The sequence below is a fragment of the Agrobacterium sp. CG160-95 genome (assembly GCF_053521725.1).
Genome location: NZ_JBNWDU010000009.1, coordinates 133,420 through 150,967 on the forward strand (window position 1 = coordinate 133,420; position 17,548 = coordinate 150,967).

The 17,548-nt window shown below is 57.4% G+C and carries 15 protein-coding genes; 8 read left to right on the forward strand and 7 right to left on the reverse strand.

Annotated elements, in window-relative coordinates:
• Positions 1-437: 437 nt before the first annotated feature.
• Complete coding sequence (locus ACQZ63_RS24695; RefSeq protein WP_236776483.1) at positions 438-1,844, forward strand: type II and III secretion system protein family protein; 1,407 nt, start codon at positions 438-440, stop codon at positions 1,842-1,844.
• Between the two features lie 98 nt (positions 1,845-1,942).
• Here the strand turns inward: ACQZ63_RS24695 and ACQZ63_RS24700 are convergent, their stop codons facing one another.
• The 7 genes from ACQZ63_RS24700 to ACQZ63_RS24730 all read right to left on the reverse strand — a co-directional run bounded on the left by ACQZ63_RS24700 (position 1,943) and on the right by ACQZ63_RS24730 (position 9,008).
• Positions 1,943-2,155, reverse strand: a complete 213-nt coding sequence (locus ACQZ63_RS24700) for a winged helix-turn-helix domain-containing protein (RefSeq protein ID WP_153516214.1) — start codon at positions 2,153-2,155, stop codon at positions 1,943-1,945.
• Between the two features lie 232 nt (positions 2,156-2,387).
• Positions 2,388-3,440 (reverse strand): 4-oxalomesaconate tautomerase, encoded by a 1,053-nt coding sequence (locus tag ACQZ63_RS24705; RefSeq protein ID WP_173998177.1) that lies wholly within the window; start codon positions 3,438-3,440, stop codon positions 2,388-2,390.
• Complete coding sequence (locus tag ACQZ63_RS24710) at positions 3,433-4,104, reverse strand: 4-carboxy-4-hydroxy-2-oxoadipate aldolase/oxaloacetate decarboxylase (protein ID WP_173998179.1); 672 nt, start codon at positions 4,102-4,104, stop codon at positions 3,433-3,435. The genes ACQZ63_RS24705 and ACQZ63_RS24710 overlap by 8 nt, the downstream gene beginning before the upstream one ends.
• Before the next feature lie 3 nt (positions 4,105-4,107).
• The gene (locus tag ACQZ63_RS24715) at positions 4,108-5,070 is read right to left on the reverse strand and encodes a VOC family protein (protein WP_153516211.1); all 963 of its coding nucleotides are present in this window, start codon (positions 5,068-5,070) and stop codon (positions 4,108-4,110) included.
• Positions 5,071-5,100: 30 nt separating this feature from the next.
• The gene (locus ACQZ63_RS24720) at positions 5,101-5,835 is read right to left on the reverse strand and encodes a PIG-L deacetylase family protein (RefSeq protein WP_173998182.1); all 735 of its coding nucleotides are present in this window, start codon (positions 5,833-5,835) and stop codon (positions 5,101-5,103) included.
• Positions 5,836-6,053: 218 nt separating this feature from the next.
• The gene (locus ACQZ63_RS24725) at positions 6,054-7,733 is read right to left on the reverse strand and encodes a carboxylesterase/lipase family protein (protein ID WP_153516209.1); all 1,680 of its coding nucleotides are present in this window, start codon (positions 7,731-7,733) and stop codon (positions 6,054-6,056) included.
• A 123-nt stretch (positions 7,734-7,856) separates the two neighbouring features.
• Entirely contained in the window at positions 7,857-9,008 is a 1,152-nt protein-coding gene (locus ACQZ63_RS24730; protein ID WP_153516208.1) for an NHL repeat-containing protein, read from the reverse strand.
• A 439-nt stretch (positions 9,009-9,447) separates the two neighbouring features.
• Here ACQZ63_RS24730 and ACQZ63_RS24735 point away from each other — a divergent pair, with 439 nt between their 5' ends.
• From ACQZ63_RS24735 to ACQZ63_RS24765, 7 genes are all read left to right on the forward strand, one after another.
• Positions 9,448-10,842, forward strand: a complete 1,395-nt coding sequence (locus ACQZ63_RS24735) for a CapA family protein (RefSeq protein WP_236776484.1) — start codon at positions 9,448-9,450, stop codon at positions 10,840-10,842.
• 91 nt (positions 10,843-10,933) lie between these two features.
• Complete coding sequence (locus ACQZ63_RS24740; protein ID WP_173998184.1) at positions 10,934-11,947, forward strand: ABC transporter ATP-binding protein; 1,014 nt, start codon at positions 10,934-10,936, stop codon at positions 11,945-11,947.
• A complete protein-coding gene (locus tag ACQZ63_RS24745; protein ID WP_173998192.1) occupies positions 11,944-12,888 on the forward strand; it encodes an ABC transporter ATP-binding protein in 945 nt (314 codons plus the stop codon). The genes ACQZ63_RS24740 and ACQZ63_RS24745 overlap by 4 nt, the downstream gene beginning before the upstream one ends.
• Before the next feature lie 4 nt (positions 12,889-12,892).
• Entirely contained in the window at positions 12,893-13,846 is a 954-nt protein-coding gene (locus ACQZ63_RS24750) for an ABC transporter permease (protein WP_153516204.1), read from the forward strand.
• A complete protein-coding gene (locus ACQZ63_RS24755) occupies positions 13,843-14,793 on the forward strand; it encodes an ABC transporter permease (RefSeq protein ID WP_153516203.1) in 951 nt (316 codons plus the stop codon). The genes ACQZ63_RS24750 and ACQZ63_RS24755 overlap by 4 nt, the downstream gene beginning before the upstream one ends.
• Positions 14,794-14,823: 30 nt before the next feature.
• Positions 14,824-16,512 carry a peptide ABC transporter substrate-binding protein gene (locus ACQZ63_RS24760; RefSeq protein ID WP_173998195.1) on the forward strand — a complete coding sequence of 563 codons (1,689 nt, stop codon included), beginning with the start codon at positions 14,824-14,826 and terminating at the stop codon, positions 16,510-16,512.
• A 51-nt stretch (positions 16,513-16,563) separates the two neighbouring features.
• Positions 16,564-17,547 (forward strand): D-2-hydroxyacid dehydrogenase family protein, encoded by a 984-nt coding sequence (locus ACQZ63_RS24765; RefSeq protein WP_153516201.1) that lies wholly within the window; start codon positions 16,564-16,566, stop codon positions 17,545-17,547.
• Position 17,548 lies beyond the last annotated feature (1 nt).

Consider the following 17,548-nt stretch of genomic DNA (forward strand, 5'->3'; position numbering starts at 1 on the left):
CTGCAGCAGCCGGACAGAGCGAGGGCACGAGAGTTCGCCGCCAAGGTTGGAACGCGCTGACTTCCTCGCGACAGTTTTCCACTACACATAACCGCAGGCCCAAGTCGTGAGCGGCCGCAGCGAGCGGTTACTCATGTCCATGCCACATGAATCAATATAAAATGGTAGCGACTCCGAAACAAATCGATATGTTAATGAACCAATTAGACATAAACTGATACATTACTGAAATGCAAAACAATTTGCACGAATCACTATAGTATATAACTAGTAATGTAGGATTTTTATTTGCTTTAATCGATAGGCTAACAAAGGCTTTGTTCATGATGCGGGTTTACGTCGCAATCGCCCTAGGGACCTGCCTCGGTGCATCCTTCGCGAATGCCGAAAATCATGCCGCCTCGAGGTTGGAGGGACCAGAGCACCACGATACAATCATGAGGATTACGAACACTGGGCCCGGAGTAAAAAAGGCAATAAAACTTGGACTCAACAAGGCTGTTGTCGTCGATCTTCCTTCGGACGCGCATGATATACTTGTTGCCGACCCGTCCCTTGCCGATGCGGTGACACGAACATCGCGGCGAATTTATCTCTTTGGTAAGTCGGTTGGCCAGACAAACATCTTCGTCTTTGGCCCTGACGGTGAAGAGATCGTCAGACTTGACATCCGCATCGAGCGCGACATTGCGGAGTTGGAGGCCAACCTTCGACGCTTCATACGGGATGCAGATATCAGTGTTGAAATCATCTCCGACAACATTGTGCTTACCGGCACCGTAAATACCACGTTGGATTCCACGACTGCCGCTGATCTGGCCGAGGCCTTTCTGAAGGGAGGGGAGGCAACGACCCGTAGCATAACCGCACAGGGTAACAACGGTGACGCCGACATCTTTGCAGAGGACCGCCAGACGTCGCAGATTGTTAACTTGTTAAGAGTGGAGGGCGAGGACCAGGTTACGCTCAAGGTAACCGTCGCCGAGGTTAGCCGGCAGGTTTTGAAACAACTTGGGTTTAGCGGCTCGATCACCGGGTCGGGGGTCGACTTCTCTTTTTCAAATCCATCCAACCTCGGCAATGCGGGAAATACAACCTCATCGACGCTCCACGGCTCGGTCGGTGGCGTTGATCTATCGAGCTCAATGAACGCAATGGAACAGGCCGGCGTTATGCGCACGCTAGCTGAACCCAGTCTCACCGCCATTTCCGGACAAGAAGCAAAGCTCTATGTTGGTGGCGAATACCGCTTGGCTTCCGGCCAAGAGGTCACGGAAGAGGACGATGGCAGCAACACCGTGACCCGCGAGACCGAGAGCGTGGAATACGGCATTGAGCTCAACTTCAAGCCTGTCGTGCTCGGGCCTGGCCGCATCAGTCTGTCCATCGAAACCAAGGTCTCTGAGCCGACGTTCGAAGGCTCTGTCGTTAGCGGCAATTCGGACACAAGCGTTCCCGGCCAGACCTACCTCGCCATTCGAAAACGCGAAGCATCCACGACCGTCGAGCTGCCGTCGGGGGGATCGATTGTGATCGCGGGACTGGTGCAGGACAATGTCCGTCAGGCCATCTCCGGCCTGCCCGGCATGTCGAAGATTCCCGTTTTCGGCGCGCTGTTCCGAAGCAAGGACTTCATCCGCAATGAATCAGAGCTGGTCATCATCGCGACGCCGTATCTGGTTCGGCCCGTCGCCCGGTCAGCGATTTCTCGACCCGACGATAATTTCAACCCCGCAAACGATTTGGAAAGCGGCTTCCTTGGCCATGTTAACCGACTTTACGGCACCGCTGGAAAGAAGCCAGAAGGTCGCTACTACGGTTCGGTGGGGTTCATTTACAAATGACGCTATCGCGGCCTGGTCGATGCTGTTTGAGGCGTCTTTTCTCTCGCCCCACCATCTGCGTGCTGCCATCAGGCCAACATCGACGAGCCGGACCCCCATCAATTGCGCACTTCTACCGCAACGGCTAGCAGGTAGCCTTTCCTGCGCATGGTTCTCAACATCGTGACGACACCGGCCTCATGAAGCTTACGGCGCAGGCGGCTGACCAAGATGTCAATTGAACGGTCCGATGAACCGGCCGCGCGATCTTGAGTGAGTTCGAGCCACAGGTTGCGGGAAATCAGAGAACGGGGACGCTGAAGGAAGACCATCAGCAATTCGAATTCACGACCGGTTAGACTGACAGGGTTGCCATTGGGGGCTGTGAGAGTCCGACATTCAAAATCCGCGACACAATTCGCGAAAATATATGAGGGCCAACCGAACGATCTGGCTGGCTATGGCGACGCCTCAGGATGGCGCGAATGCGAGCGGCCAGTTCGCGCGGATTACATGGCTTGCTCAGATATTCGTCGGTGGGAACTGCATTCCCGCAGTTTATCATTAGAGGAAAACCCATCCGTCGAAGAGCTTCCGGGACGTCCGCACCGTACCCGCGCCTTTGATGTTTCCCGCTCCATCGAGATCGAGAAACACCTCCATGATACCGGTCGGGTGCTCGATGACGTAACGGCCGTCTGCGGGAGGGATGGCAAGAGACGCGGCCGGGCTTCCGGCAAGCCGCGTTGCCGTCGCAACGGTGATGGCGGCGAGCACGCCGATCGAGGCATGCACGCGATGGGGAATAAGGCTGCGGGTGGAGATCGCACCGCCTGCGGTCGGAGCGGAGACGAGCGTCATCTTCGGCACTGAGGCGGTTGCGACATCTCCGAGGTTCATCATCGGCCCGGCCTTGAGCCGAATGGCATCGATACGGGCTTTCAGCGACGCATTCGCCTCGATCGCCTCGCGGTTCTCCACGCCGGTCAGGCCGAAATCGGATGCCCGCATAACGACGCAGGGCATGCCGTTGTCGATCAGGGTCGCTTCGACACCATCAATGACATCGACGGTGTTGCCGGTGGGCAGCAGCGCCCCGCACATCGAACCGGCGACATTGGCGAACAGCAGCGGCACGGCTGCATGGGTGCCGGGAACACCGGCGATTTCGGTGTCGCCCATATAGCTCACCTTGCCGCCCGGCGTCTGGATGCGGGCGATGGCGATCTCGCCGGTGTTGACCATATGGATGCGCACCTCGGTCTCGCCATCCTCGGCCGTTACCAGTCCACGTTCGATGGCTGCTGGTCCTACAGCCGCGAGGATGTTGCCGCAGCCCTGCGCATCGCTGACAAGTGGCTGGTCGACGAAGACCTGCAGGAAGAGATAGTCGACATCGGCATCGTCACGGCTCGATGGCGAGAGGATGGCGACTTTCGATGTGAGCGGGTCAGCGCCACCGATGCCGTCGATCTGACGCGGATCGGGCGAGCCTATGATGGACAGCAGCAGTGCATTGCGCTCGCCGGGATCGGCGGGCAGGTCTTTGGCAAGGAAATAAGCGCCTTTGGAGGTGCCGCCGCGCATCCATAGGCAGGGAATGCCGCCGTCAGACATATTTCAGCCCCTTTGCGGCGAGCGTTTCGCGCATGCCGTAGATATCGAGGCCGAGCTCGCCGCTCGCCAGCCGCTTGCGTTTGGCCTCTTCGTTGGCTAGCCGCTTTTCTGCCGCCGCCAGCACGGTTTCGGCTTCGTCGCGGCGGACAACGCAGACGCCATCGTCGTCAGCGACGATCACGTCACCCGCCTCGACCAGAGCGCCGGCGCAGACCACTGGCACGTTGACCGAACCCAGCGTCTCCTTGACCGTGCCCTGTGCGGAGACAGCCTTCGACCACACCGGAAAGCCCATGGCGGTCAGGTCGCGGATGTCGCGCACGCCGGCATCGATGATCAGGCCGCGGCAGCCGCGCGCCATGGCCGACGTGGCAAGAAGATCGCCGAAATAGCCGTTGTCGCAGGGCGAGGTGGGGGCAAGCACGAGGATATCGCCGTCCTTCAACTGCTCGATCGCCACATGCACCATCCAGTTGTCGCCGGGCGGTGCCGAAATCGTCACGGCGGAGCCGGCAATCTGCGCGCCGGCGTAGATCGGCCGCATGCTGCTCGACAGCACGCCTTTGCGCCCTTGCGATTCGTGTACGGTTGCAACGCCGGCCCTGGCGAGGCCGTCGATGACGGCTTGATCGACGCGCTTGATGTTCTGCACCACCACAGCCATGGCTCAGTGCTCCTTTTTCTCGTTCGGCGGCGTGCCGTGGGTATGGAAGGTTTCGATGGTCTTCAGGCCCCAGGCCTGTCCCTTCTTGCGCTCGGCTTCCGTCCAGACGACGGGCTCCCAATCGGGGGCGAGGATCAGGCGGGCGCCGGAATTGGCGAGTTCGACGCGGTTACCAGCGGGCTCCCAGACGTAGAGGAAGAAGGTGCCCTGTATCGCGTGCTTGTGCGGCCCGGTCTCGATGTGCACGCCGTTCTCCAGGAAGATATCGGCGGCGCGCAGGATGTCCTCGCGGGTATCCGTCGCATAGGTGACGTGGTGCAGCCGCGCATGCCCGCCGGCGTGTTCTTCTGTACAGGCGAGATCGTAGGTCTTGTTGTTGACCGTGAACCAGCAACCGCCGACCCGGCCATTGTCGAGCTGGATCATTTCGGTGACGCGGGAACCGAGGCAGGTCTCCATGAAGCTGCGGAATTCCGAGACATCGCTGGCAAGCAGGTTGAGATGGTCGAGACGGCGAGGATGGCAGCCACGACCGTGAAAGCGTTGCGCGAGGTTCTTGAGTTTCGGACGCTGTTCTTCCGGCGGCATATAGCGCACCGTGTCCCAGTAGATTTCGAAGACATGGCCGAAGGGGTCTTCGAAACGAAAGGCGCTGTTATGGCCGAGATCGGCTTTCACCCAGCCGATGACTTTGTATTTGCTTGCCTCAATGGCGGCGACGCGACGCTCAAGTGCCGCTTGAGAAGATGTGCGATAGGCAACATGGCCGATGCCGGTCGTGTGATGGCGGGTGAGCTTCAGCGTGTGGAACTCGTAGTCATCCCAGGCGCGCAGATAGGCCGAGGTTTCGTCCTGGCCTGCAAGCGTCAAGCCGTAGACGTTGAGGAAGAAGTCCAGGCTCTCCTCGAACTTGTCCGTATACATCTCGACATGGGCGAGATGGGCGATGTCAAAACAGGGTTCCAAGGTATTCCTCCCAAGGCAGCTCGGTGCCGTTCAAAGCTCGTCGACCGTGCGCGGGAACACGGACTGGAAGCCTTCGGCATAAAGCGCTGCACGGCCGCCGGATTGTCCGCCGGAATTGCGCTGAAAGTGGTTGGCGCGGTTTTGCGCCACCCGCGTATAGAATTCCCACAGATGCTCCTGGCCTTCCATGCACTCGATGGCGGCCCGCTTTTTGTCCCAGACGTCGGTGATATCGAGGAAGACATCGGGCTTCCAGCCCATCTGTTCCGTCTGGTGCGGTTCGAAGAGATAGAGCTGCGGCGCACCCAACACCTTCTGGCCAGGATTGTGACCCCAGGCCTGGGCGATCATGCGGGCTTCGAGCACCACCTGGGTCGTGTACATGTGATCGGTGTTGTAGGGATCGTATTGGGAATGGCTGAGCATGAAGGCTGGCTGCACCTCGCGGATCACGTCGACCAGCCGGTTCTTGTCTTCGTCGGTCATCTTCAGCGGATAGTCGCCGAGATCGAAGCAGACCAGCTTGTGCACGCCGAGCGCTTCGGCTGCCTTTTCCGCTTCCGCGCGCCGGGCGGCCTTGACCTTCTCGAGCGTTATGCCCGGCTGCTTCCAGAGCTTGGCGGATTCGCCGCGCTCGCCGAAAGACAGGCAGACCACCGTCACTTCGTAACCGAGCTTGGCATGCAAAGCGATCGCGCCACCGCAGCGCCATACGAAGTCCGCCGCATGGGCGCTGATGACGAGCGCCGTTTTCTTGTCCGACATGAATATCTCCTGAATGTATGCGCCGATCGCGCTAAAAATCGTCGGCGGTTACTAGTGGGTGTTCCGGGCGGTCTTGACGTTTTTGGTATCGGGGCTGTGTTTGCCGGCGATCGCGAGCTCATCTCGACGCCACTTTGAAGGCAGATTAACAACCGAAAATTCGCCCTAGAAAAAGCGGCCTCGCGTCGCCTCGGTCGAACCCGACTTTGGCGAGAAACTTATCTCCCGCCACCAAAGACCTCTTCCTGCGTCATACCAATCCCTTTAATGATCTTCTCCCGCATATATGCATCACGTGTGGGGTACAGAGTGGATGTACGCATCTGCGTCTCGCCTTCGTGAAAGCGAATAAACTGACCGGACGACTCCGGTGTTACCTGACCCCAGTGCGGAACGTCGTTGCCGTTCGGGTTACCAGTCTTGATAAAATTCGCCAGGTACCGGACGGCGATGTCTCGCATCGCGAAATCCGGATCAGTCCATGGCAACTGCGTGGCGTCACCAGAACGAATAGCCCCATTGAAGTACCAGTTGTCTCCGGCATGCCAGGCGCGCCGGAATCCTTGGTCCTTGCCTGGCGGCCAATGGTCCCAGTAGTACAGATAGACGTTGGCCTTGTTATGTGCCTTCGCGAATTCTGCGCCGATGCGCACGTACTCAAACATGTAGTCGTTGAGCATTCGAAGGGACAACCGGTAGGCTTCTACCGGATCGTCAGTTCGATACAGTGGAAATACCTGCTCATCGACGTTCCCCGCTTGATGCGGTCTTACGGCCGACAGCATAGCCTTCTGCTGCTCTTCCTCCGTCATCTCCAAGTCATTTGGGCGAAGGCCAGTGTATTCATCGGCGGTTTGCCCGATAATGATATCAAGCCCGTCGAGATTGCCCGGTTTGAGAAGGTTGACCGAATCCTTGGTGAAGACATAGTCGTCGATCGTGTAGAACTGGTTGGTGCCCACCGCGCCGGCGAATGAATTGTACAGACTCTCCTTGCCGCCGTTCAACTTCGCCAACCAGGTCTCCTGGTCCAGTGCACGAAGGTCGGACAATTTCGTAGGTTTACCGAACAGCTTGTTCACGGCGTCCTGGTTCTGCGTCGACTTGTCTGCGAATGAGACTATCTTTCCGGGGAGGAATCCCGTGAAGCTCGATTGAATAAACGCCCGCTTGAAAAGCCCTTTCGCAAGCGGCGTTCGCAAAAGCGCGACAGTGTTCTCTCCGCCGGCTGATTGCCCACCGATCGTGACTTTAGAGGGATTCCCGCCGAAGCCATCGATGTTCTTGTGAACCCACTGCAAGGCGTCGACCAGATCCAGCACACCAAAATTGCCCTTCGGCCCCTGCGGATTTTCCTCTGCCATCTCGGGCAGCGATAACCATCCCTGTCCACCGAGACGATACTGGACCGAGACGACGATGACACCCTGCGCAGCAAGCACCGCTGGATAGAGGTCACTCATCGCGCTTGAGCCAAGACGGTTGGCCCCTCCATGGATCAGCACATAGACAGGGAGGTTGTCTGTTGGACTTTCGGCGGGCGTCCAGATGGATAAGTTCAACCCGTCATCGCTGATAGGCGCGCTCGACAGCTTGTTAGGGTCTTGCAGCATCTGGTCGCCCCACTTGTCGGAGAGCCTGACACCCTCCCACGGCGTGACAGGTGGCGCCGCTTTCCAGCGGTTCTGACCTCCGACGTTCCCTGCGAACGGAATGCCGAGATATTGGGTAACACCGGGCGTATCGCTCGCAACGCCCCTGACCATTCCGCCCGTGACGGCCACGTCGCCAATCGACGCTGCATTACCGAGAACCGCTGAAGTCATCAAAAGGCTGAGCGTTAAACCCGCCAGCAGACCGATGCGTTTCGGAAACGCTCCAAGGATGTGACTTTGCATCTTTTCTCCAAACTTTAAGAATCGAGGATCTGGCGATATGTCCGCCGTGGTTACAAAGAGGCTGCTTTGAAGGGGCATCCCGTCCTTCGCGATTTTTCGCGGCAAATGCCCTAAAGTGAGCTGCTAGCCAGCTCTCACGCCGTTCAAGGAGTTTCCAAGCTTTATGCCGGCGACGTCGTTTGGAAGGTCTACGACGTAGATCTTCCAAGGGCGCTTCACCATGTCCTGTTTGTTGCCAAATAACTTTGTGCGCCTCGACTGCGTCACAGGGATGTAGAGTTTGCGATCAGCGGCTATGAACGAGCCGTCGGGACTGATGAATTCATCGTCCGACGTCAGCACTGCAGTACGCCCATCCGGAGACAGTATCGTTACGCGCTTGTTATCGAGTTCGGAGAGATAAAGATTGCCCAGCGTGTCCAGCGCACATCCACCGCTACGCGCAATGGGAGCGAACTCTTCGATTAAGGTTGCCAGGGCGTCGTCCGACAGGGAGGGGTCGCGTACCGCGGAGCTCTTCAACTTAATAAAAGGTCCGGTAGGCGCGGCAGCGAGGATCCAGTCGCCGTCATCGCTGATTTCGATCATATCGATTTTCGGCGTTTGGTGATTGCCCTGCTGTAAATTGGGATCGACCTTCGCCAGCATCTGAGCACGGCCCGACAGACGACGCATGGTCTGCCCCGTTGTCAGGTTATGATAAATCAGCGCGCCGAGCCCGGAATCGGTGACATAAACATGCTCGCCGAAAACGCGAAGATCGTTCATCTTCGCTCCCTTCGGAAGGATATGGTCGTCGAAGCGCAATACCGTGAGCACATCACCTGTCAAAGGATCGAGCTGAACCAGCTTCTGAGCACCAGGACGAGGATTGGAAAGCTCGGGAGGATAGGAGTCCGCGCGTAGCGCTCCCTGATCGACAACCCAGACTGTGTTGTCCTTGAAAATGTGGATCGAATTCACGTAGACGAAGCTGTCCCGGCCATCATCGCCGGGCTTCCACTCATTCCAGGCATTGCCCGGAAATGACGCAGGCTTCGCATCCGACCCCATCTTTGCGAGCGAAGGTGTCTGATCGTAGTCGGGATACCGCGGCAGGCCGAAGAACATGTCCCCTGTCGTTGTAAGGGCCACCTGGTTACAAAACCATGGAACTTCCGCTGCCACCGCGTGATGCACTTCTTCAACCTCAACAGCATTGCTTTCGTTCCAGAGAAACCCGGAGGCCGCTGTAATCCCGACTGCGGTCATGAACGTACGACGTGCAAGTTTCATTCTTTCCTCCAAGGTTAGGTAGGCAGTGCGCGCCAACGAAGAGAGCGGAGAAGCCATGACGAACCGCCTCGCACTCAGTTAAGCGCGAGGAACCTCGATAGGTTCGAATTGGGCGTCGCACCGGCAAGCCCATCCTCCGTGGCAAACCGTAGCGCCACCCTAGACAATTACCGATGCTTCGCTAGGTGGGTCGCTGGAATATCAGCCTTAGCGTTTTGTTATGGCGATCGCGCTGCCCCGTTTCCGAAATCGCCACCCGGAAGGTGTATTAAGACAAGCCTAAAATCGAGATATGCCAAAACGGCATTTCTGAAAGGCAACATACAAATCTTGTGATACCTGGACCGACTGTTATGGTTTCGATGCGACGGGAGAGAGAGAAGTCGCGTGGGAGTTTAACGCTCAGAAACATGACAGAACGGCAGCTCGGCGGACCTAGATGCTTTGCATCAGCGCCGGCTCAGGAGGTTTTATGGTGTCGACACGGAACTGGAAAGTAGCGTTGGCGGGCGAATGCATGGTGTGTCGCCCGTTCGCCATGCACGACGAGCCCGAATTCAAAGAGGTTTGGGACGTCCTGAAGGACGCGGATGTTACTTACGGCCATCTGGAAATGAATTTTGCAGACTATGATGAGCTCAAGTGGCCCGCCCGAGGTCAGGGCATCGGCAGCTTCATGATGGCGGACCCGGAAATCACCAAGGATCTGCGGTGGGCGGGATTCGACATCATGTCGACAGCACATAATCATAGCTTCGATTTTGGAGCAGAAGGCCTTTTTGCGACCAAGAAGCATATGAAGGCTGCTGGTATCGTCACCGCTGGAACGGGCGCTGATCTCGAGCTGGCAGGCGAGCCGGGCTATGTAGACAAGAAGAACGGCCGCATCGCACTTGTCTCCACGAGTTCCGGAAATCAGCACTTCATGTGGGCAGGCATGCCGAAGGGAGCGCTGAAAGGCCGCCCTGGCGTCAATCCCCAGCGCCTAACGTTCGAATTCATGGTCGACGAGCAGACAGCCAAGAATCTGAAGGATTTCGGCGAGAAGTTCAATTTCATGAAAAAGCCGAAGCATGGCCGCGATGGGTCCTTCGGCATTCAAATTCCCGGCGCCCAGCAATGGGGCGATCCGGAATCCTTCTTCGTGGGCGACAAGTGCGAGATCATCAGTCGTTGCCACAAGCGTGATCTTGATCGCAATCTTCGTTCGGTGCACGAAGCGCGTGCGATGGCCGACCTCGTGATCGTCGCCCACCACTTCAGCGTATCCGATGGTCCTCGCGGGGATACGCCTCCCGGTTTCGTAAGGGAGTTTGCCCATGCCGTCATCGACGGCGGCGCCGATATCTATGTAGGCCACGGCTGGCACAGGACGCTCGGTGTCGAAATCTACAACGGGAAGCCAATCTTCTACGGCATTGGCAACTTCTTCGCCCAGTCCGAGTTTATCCAGCGCGTTCCGTTCGATAGCTATGACGCGTGGGGCCACGATGTGGATCGTCTTTCCATGCTCACTCCGGCGGCACACCCGCTCCACCCAGGCCTCGATACTCCGACAGATACATGGTGGAGCTCCGCCGTGATTAAGCTGGACATGGAAGGGGACAAACTGCGACGCATTCTGCTTCACCCCGTCGAGATGGGTCGCGACACTTCGTCCGAAGTGAAGCAGACGCGTCGCACGGGTAAGGGCGAACATCACAATACCGAAGGTCGACCGATGATGGCAAAGGGAGAAGATGCTGTTCGCATTATCGATCGTTACCGCCGCCTTTCGGAGCCTTTTGGAACTCGGATCGAAATCAAAGACGGCGTAGGCGTTATCGATCTGTAAATCTACATCGCCTGCCGCGGGCGGCTGCGGCAGGCGATAACTGCATAACAACAAGTGCCCATCGGGCTCGAAAGTCAAAGGGAGGTGACGAATGCTTTATGTCAACGGCGATGTCGTTGGTGGCGGAGCTGCGTCGGCCACTGATAGTTCTAAGCCACTACTGAACGTTCAGGACCTGAAAGTCTCATTCCCTGGCCCTCAAGGTCCTGTCAACATTGTCAGAGGCTTGAACTACTCGATTCCACGCGGCGAGACGCTGGGTATCGTCGGGGAAAGTGGCTGCGGCAAGACTATGACGTCGCTTGCTCTTCTTGGCCTCGTCGCAGGTGCCGGCACGGTTAGCGGTACGATAGACTTTGAGGGAAAAGATCTAGCGAAGTTGACGCAACGACAATGGCAGCACGTGCGCGGTCGCGAGATCGCGATGATCTTCCAAGAGCCTATGACGGCAATGAACCCCGTTATGCCGGTAGGACGGCAAATCGCAGAGGTGCTCGTAAAACACGAGAAGCTCAGCAAGAAAGACGCCCACACACGTGCGGTAGATCTGATCGCGCAAGTGGGCATCCCTTCTCCCGCGCGTCGCGCGGAAGACTATCCCCATCAATTGTCGGGCGGAATGCGACAGCGTGCGATGATTGCCATGGCGCTCGCCTGCCGTCCGCAACTACTAATCGCTGATGAGCCTACCACAGCCCTCGACGTAACCATTCAGGCTCAAATTCTCGATCTCATGCTGACACTGCAGGACGACGCAAAGATGTCGATCCAGTTCATCAGCCACAATCTCGCCGTCGTCTCAGAGGTCGCGCATTCGATCATGGTGATGTACGCCGGCAAGGCGGTCGAGCACTCCCCGGCCGACGAGCTCTTTAGAAATCCGATGCACCCGTACACCCAGGGATTGATTCAAACGATCCCCGATCCGGATAAGCGCGTGGACAGGCTCTACGTCATACCGGGCCGCGTCACGTCCGACATCACGGAGGGCTGTCGCTTTGCGCGCCGCTGTCCCTTTGCAGACGAAGGCTGCCTACAGGTTGAGCCGGAGCTTCGCGAAGTCTCGCCCGGACATCAGGTCGCCTGCCACAAGGTAACGCCATGACCGAACTTTTGACACTCGATCACATCAACGTTGACATCCCGATCGGCGGGGGCTTCTTGAAGCCCCCCATATGGCTACAGGCCGTCAATGACGTCTCTTTGACCGTCTCCAAGGGCGAGACGCTCGCACTCGTGGGCGAAAGTGGGAGCGGCAAGTCGACGCTCGGATATGTCGTCGCGGGACTTCGAAAGCAAACAGCCGGCACGGTGACCTTCAAAAGTGCGAGGCCTGCTGGACAAGATCAAATGCCTGTCCAGGTCATCTTCCAAGACCCCTTCTCCGCGTTGGACCCGCGCATGGTCGTTGGGGAGATCGTGGCGGAGCCACTTCGACTTAAGGGCATTCCACCCGAGACACGACAGGCTAGGGCCGTTGAAGTGCTTGGCCAGGTAGGTTTGCCGCCGGAAGCAGCCCGCCGCTATCCGCATCAGTTTTCGGGTGGTCAACGTCAACGTATCGCGATCGCCCGTGCTCTGATTGCCGAGCCGGAAATGATCGTTGCAGATGAGCCGCTTTCAGCACTCGACGTATCGATCCAGAGTCAGGTCCTAAACCTCCTCGACGATATCAAGAAGCAGCATGGCATCAGTTATTTGTTCATCAGTCATGATCTGGGCGTCGTCCGGCATTTGGCCGACCGCGTCGCTGTTCTCTACCTGGGGCGGCTTATGGAAGTTGCAGCCTCGGAAGATCTTTTCCTGAAGCCTAGCCATCCTTACACACAAGCCCTCCTTGCCTCGGTGCCCAGAATTGGCCGGGGTCGTCGAAAAAAGGAGAAGATCCTGCGGGGCGAAATACCGTCGCCCCTGGCGCCTCCTTCCGGATGCGTCTTCCACACTCGATGTCCGAAAGCCCAGAACGTCTGCAAGGTGGAGCGGCCCGCCCTCTTGCCTGCGCCCGGACGTCCTACGCAGCTTTCCGCCTGTCACTTCAAGGATTGAGCCGATGCTGAGATATAGCGTTTCACGTCTTCTCCAGGCAGTCCTCGTCACCTTGGTGATGTCGCTTCTGCTGTTCATGCTCATTGGGCTCATGCCCGGCGATCCCGTCGAAAACATGCTTGAAGGCAACCCATCGCTGACGCCCGAGACAATGGCACAGATGCGCGCGCTGTATGGGATGGATCAATCGCTCTTCACCCGATATGGCCACTGGCTGTATTCAGCAATCCAGGGTGACCTAGGCTACTCGAGCGTCTACTTCAAACCCGTCATGGACGTGCTTGGGCCTGCAGTCATACAGACCGCAAAGCTTCTAATCGCAACAGAGGTCATCAGCATTCCGTTGGCCATGCTGCTCGGCGCTCTCGCCGCCAGAAAGCCAGGGGGATGGACGGACAGCATAATAAGCCTTGTCTCCTTCGCGAGCATTTCGCTACCGGGTTTTTGGACGTCGCTCATTTTGATTATCGTGTTTTCCGTAAACCTGGGCTGGTTGCCGGCAAGCGGCACGCCGCTCTTGGCGGGGGCTCCCATCGGCGAGCAGATCATCCATCTCATCCTGCCTGTAGTCGTTCTGACATTCTTTCATGTCGGGCCGTTGGTCAGATATGTGAGGGCATCTATGATCGAAACGCTGAACTCGGACTTTGTTAGGACGGCTCGGGCGAAGGGCCTTTCGGAAGCCACCGTGATTACCCGCCACGCCCTGCGCAACGCGTTAATCCCGATGGTGACTGTTCTTGCCCTCGGTTTCGGATCCCTGTTCTCCGGAGCGCTCGTTGTCGAAACGATCTTCGGCATGCTCGGCATGGGCAAGGTCATCTACGACGCAATCAGCAATATCGACTTCAACCTCGCTTTGGTCGGCCTCCTTCTTGCGACAATCGTTACGTTGTTCTCAAGTCTGCTCGCCGACCTCGCTTATGCCTGGCTTGACCCGAGGATTACACTGAAATGAGCACAGTTGTCACCGACACCACGCCTGAGCGCGCAGAATCGAACTCCGTGTGGAGCAAGCGGTGGGAGCGCTTCCGGCACAACAAGCTGGCCATGATCTCGCTGATCTTCGTGGTCGTCCTTGCATTGGCGTGCGCGTTCGCAGGACCCATCGCGCACCTAGCTGGCATAGACCCGAACGCGACGAACCTTTTGCGACGTTTCAAGCCGCCGACGTTTCAACACTGGCTCGGCACAGACGACCTCGGCCGCGACGTGCTTCTCCGTCTACTCAATGGAGGACAGGTATCCATCGCGGTTGGCCTACTTGCCACGTTTATTACGGCAGTCATTGGCATCACGGTCGGCGTGACCGCCGGCTACATAGGGGGCAAATTCGATAACGTACTCATGCGAATGACGGACTGCATCATCGCCCTGCCGTTGATCCCCGTGCTGATTGTGCTCGGCGCCGTAGATCTGACGAAGCTCGGGCTCAGCCAAGCTGCAGCCACATCTCCTCTGGCGGTCTTTCTTCGTATCGTAATCATCATAGCACTGGTCGATTGGACGACTATCGCAAGGATCGCTAGAGCCGGCACGATCGGCCTACGCGACGTAGATTACGTCCGCGCAGCCACCGTCAGTGGCGCAAAGGGAAGCTACAACGTCTTCGTTCACATTCTTCCCAACATCGCAACTCCACTCATCGTGGCTATGACGCTGTCGGTTGGCCGCATCATCTTATTCGAATCTACGCTCAGCTTCCTTGGTTTCGGCATCATTCCACCGACGCCCACCTGGGGCAACATGCTGACCAACGCACAACAGCTCATTATCTCTGCCCCTATGCTAGCGGTTTACCCAGGCCTTCTGATCTTCACCACCGTCATGGCCGTGAACTTCGTTGGCGACGGCGTCCGCTCCGCCTTCGACCCGAGATCGGAAACCCGATCGGGATCCCATTAACCAACTAACAGAAGTCTGATGGAGGATAATATGACGCCTGTAGGAAAAAGACTCAGATCGCTTCTCGCCGCGGCACTCGCGACGGCTGTCCTAACACCGCTATCCGTCGATAGTGCAATGGCTCAGGCGAAGGATCAGTTGGTCGTCGGACAGTTGCAGTTCCTGACGAACTTCCATCCGCTGGTCCAGGTGAACAACACGAAGCGGCTTGTCATTAACTACTCACTGCGACCGATGACTGCTTTCGATGAGAATGTCATCAACCACTGCGTACTCTGCGAAACTTTGCCGACCATCGAGAACGGCATGGCCAAGATCGTTGATCTTCCCGATGGTAAGAAGGGGATGAACGTCACATTGAAGCTCAGGGAGGGGCTTGCGTGGGGCGATGGCGTACCGGTTACGTCGAAGGATATCGAATTCACCTGGAAGATGGCGAGCGATCCGAAGATCGGCTTCACCAACTACAATTCTTGGGCACGCGCTTCCGAGCTGAAGGTTGTTGACGATCGCACTGTCCAGCTTACGATCCCGCAGGTGATCTCAAGCTACAATTCCTGGGACCAGGTGATCCCCGAGCATCTCGAGGGGCCTGTCTACGCGGCCAATCCGACGCTCGACACTTACATCAAGCAATCGCTCTACAACACCGAGCCGACCAATCCTGGCTTGTGGAATGGCTCCTATCTGCTGAGCGACTACGAGATCGGGACCCGTATTGTCTTTACGCCCAATCCCAAATGGCCGGGGGAGAAGCCTCATCTCCAGAGGATCATTCTGAGTTACCGAGACAACTCCTCCTCTCTGCTTCAAAATCTGCTTGCAGGTTCCGTAGAAGCCGTTCCCGTCAGTCCCGGCGGTATCAGCTTCTCGCAGATGCTAGATCTCAAGAGTCAGCAGCCGGACAAGTTCACCTACCATATGGCGTACGGAACCAACGTGGAGCGGATCGCTGTCAACTTCGACAACCCTATCCTCAAAGATAAATCGGTCCGCCAAGCGCTTCTCTATTCGATCGATCGCCAAGCGATCAGCGACGAATTGTTCGGGGGGCTCCAACCCGTGGCGAACGGAATTCTCAGCAATGAAAACACCTACTACAACAAGGACGTGAAGCTCTATTCGTATGATGCCGAAAAGGCCAAGGAACTTCTGGCGAGTGCGGGATGGAAACCTGGTGACGACGGCATCTGCGTCAACGACAAAGGCGACCGCCTATCTCTGGAGCTAGTTTCGACCGCGGGGAATCAGACTCGCGAACAAATTGCCCAGGTAATCCAGAGCCAATTGAAGGATGTCTGCGTCGAGATCACTAACAATTTCGTCCCCCTGCAGGAATTCAACGGCGAGATGGCCAGAAAGCGGAAATTCAAGGCTTTGATAATGTCATCGATCGACTTTTCGCCATCCGTTTCGCCGCGGATTGCTCTAGGATCGGACGCGATACCAAGCGCTGGGAACAACGGTGTCGGCAATAACTTCTCCGCCTATTCAAACCCGGAGATGGACAAGGCGATCAGCGACCTCGAATCGGCCCTGGACCCTGACACCGCCAAGCAGAAATGGGCAAAGGTCCAGGACATTTTCGCCGAAGATCTCCCCATGCTTCCGCTTTATTTCTATCCGCGCGCCTACGTCACAGTGACTGACCTCAAAAACTTCCGCCAAGGAACCTTGGATCCGTTGCAGATTTGGTCGGAGGAATGGCGCCGGCAATAGCGCAGGGCGTCGGCTCAGAAAAACTGTTCGATAATAGCGCGGGACCGGATTATGAAGATGAACGTTGCCATTCTTGACGACTATCTGGGCATTTCCCAGGAAGTTGCCGACTGGGGTCCACTTCGGTCCCGCGCAAACATCGTGGTGTTTGACAGGCCCTTGGCTGTGTCAGAAGAGGCAGCTCGGGAGCTCGCTGATTTCGACGTGATATGCACCCTTCGCGAGAGGATGCCTATTCCCGCCGATCTGATCGTTCGTCTGCCTCGTCTGAAGTACATCGTCGTAACCGGGAAGCGCTACGATACTGTCGACGTTGTTGCAGCGGCCCGACAGGGCATCCTAGTTTCCAACACTCCTGTAATCGGAAAAGGTGCTGGCGGGGTGGCTGAACTCGTCTGGGGTCTGATCCTCACCACCACACGAAATATCGCGTCAGAAGACCGCGTAATGCGCGGTGGAGGCTGGCAGACGCGTGCTGGCATGACGGTTGGTGGAAAGGTCCTTGGGATCCTTGGCCTAGGGGGGATTGGACAACGTGTCGCGGAAATCGGGCAGGTGTTTGGGATGAAGGTCCAGGCGTGGAGCCAGAATATGTCAGAGGAGCAGGCAGCCTCTGCGGGCGCGGTACTGGTATCCAAGGAAGCACTGTTTGCCACTAGCGACGTCATCACGGTTCACGTCGCTCTCAGCGAGCGGACCAGAGGTATCGTGGGGCCCACTGAGATTCAGTCGATGAAGGAGACTGCGTATCTCATTAACACTGCGCGAGGTGCGATCGTGAATGAAGCAGCGTTGCTCGCCGCGCTTGAGGCCCGAACGATAGCGGGGGCGGGTCTCGACGTGTATGAACACGAACCGCTCCCGGTCGATCATCCGTTTCGAAGCCTTGGCAACGTCGTAATAACGCCCCACATCGGCTACTTTACGAAGGACATGCTGGGGACCTACTACCAAGACGCTGTTCGCCTGATCGGAGCCTTTTTGGATGGTCGCCCCGATCGCATTGTCAACCTGAGAGCGGCGGTCGAAGCTTAAG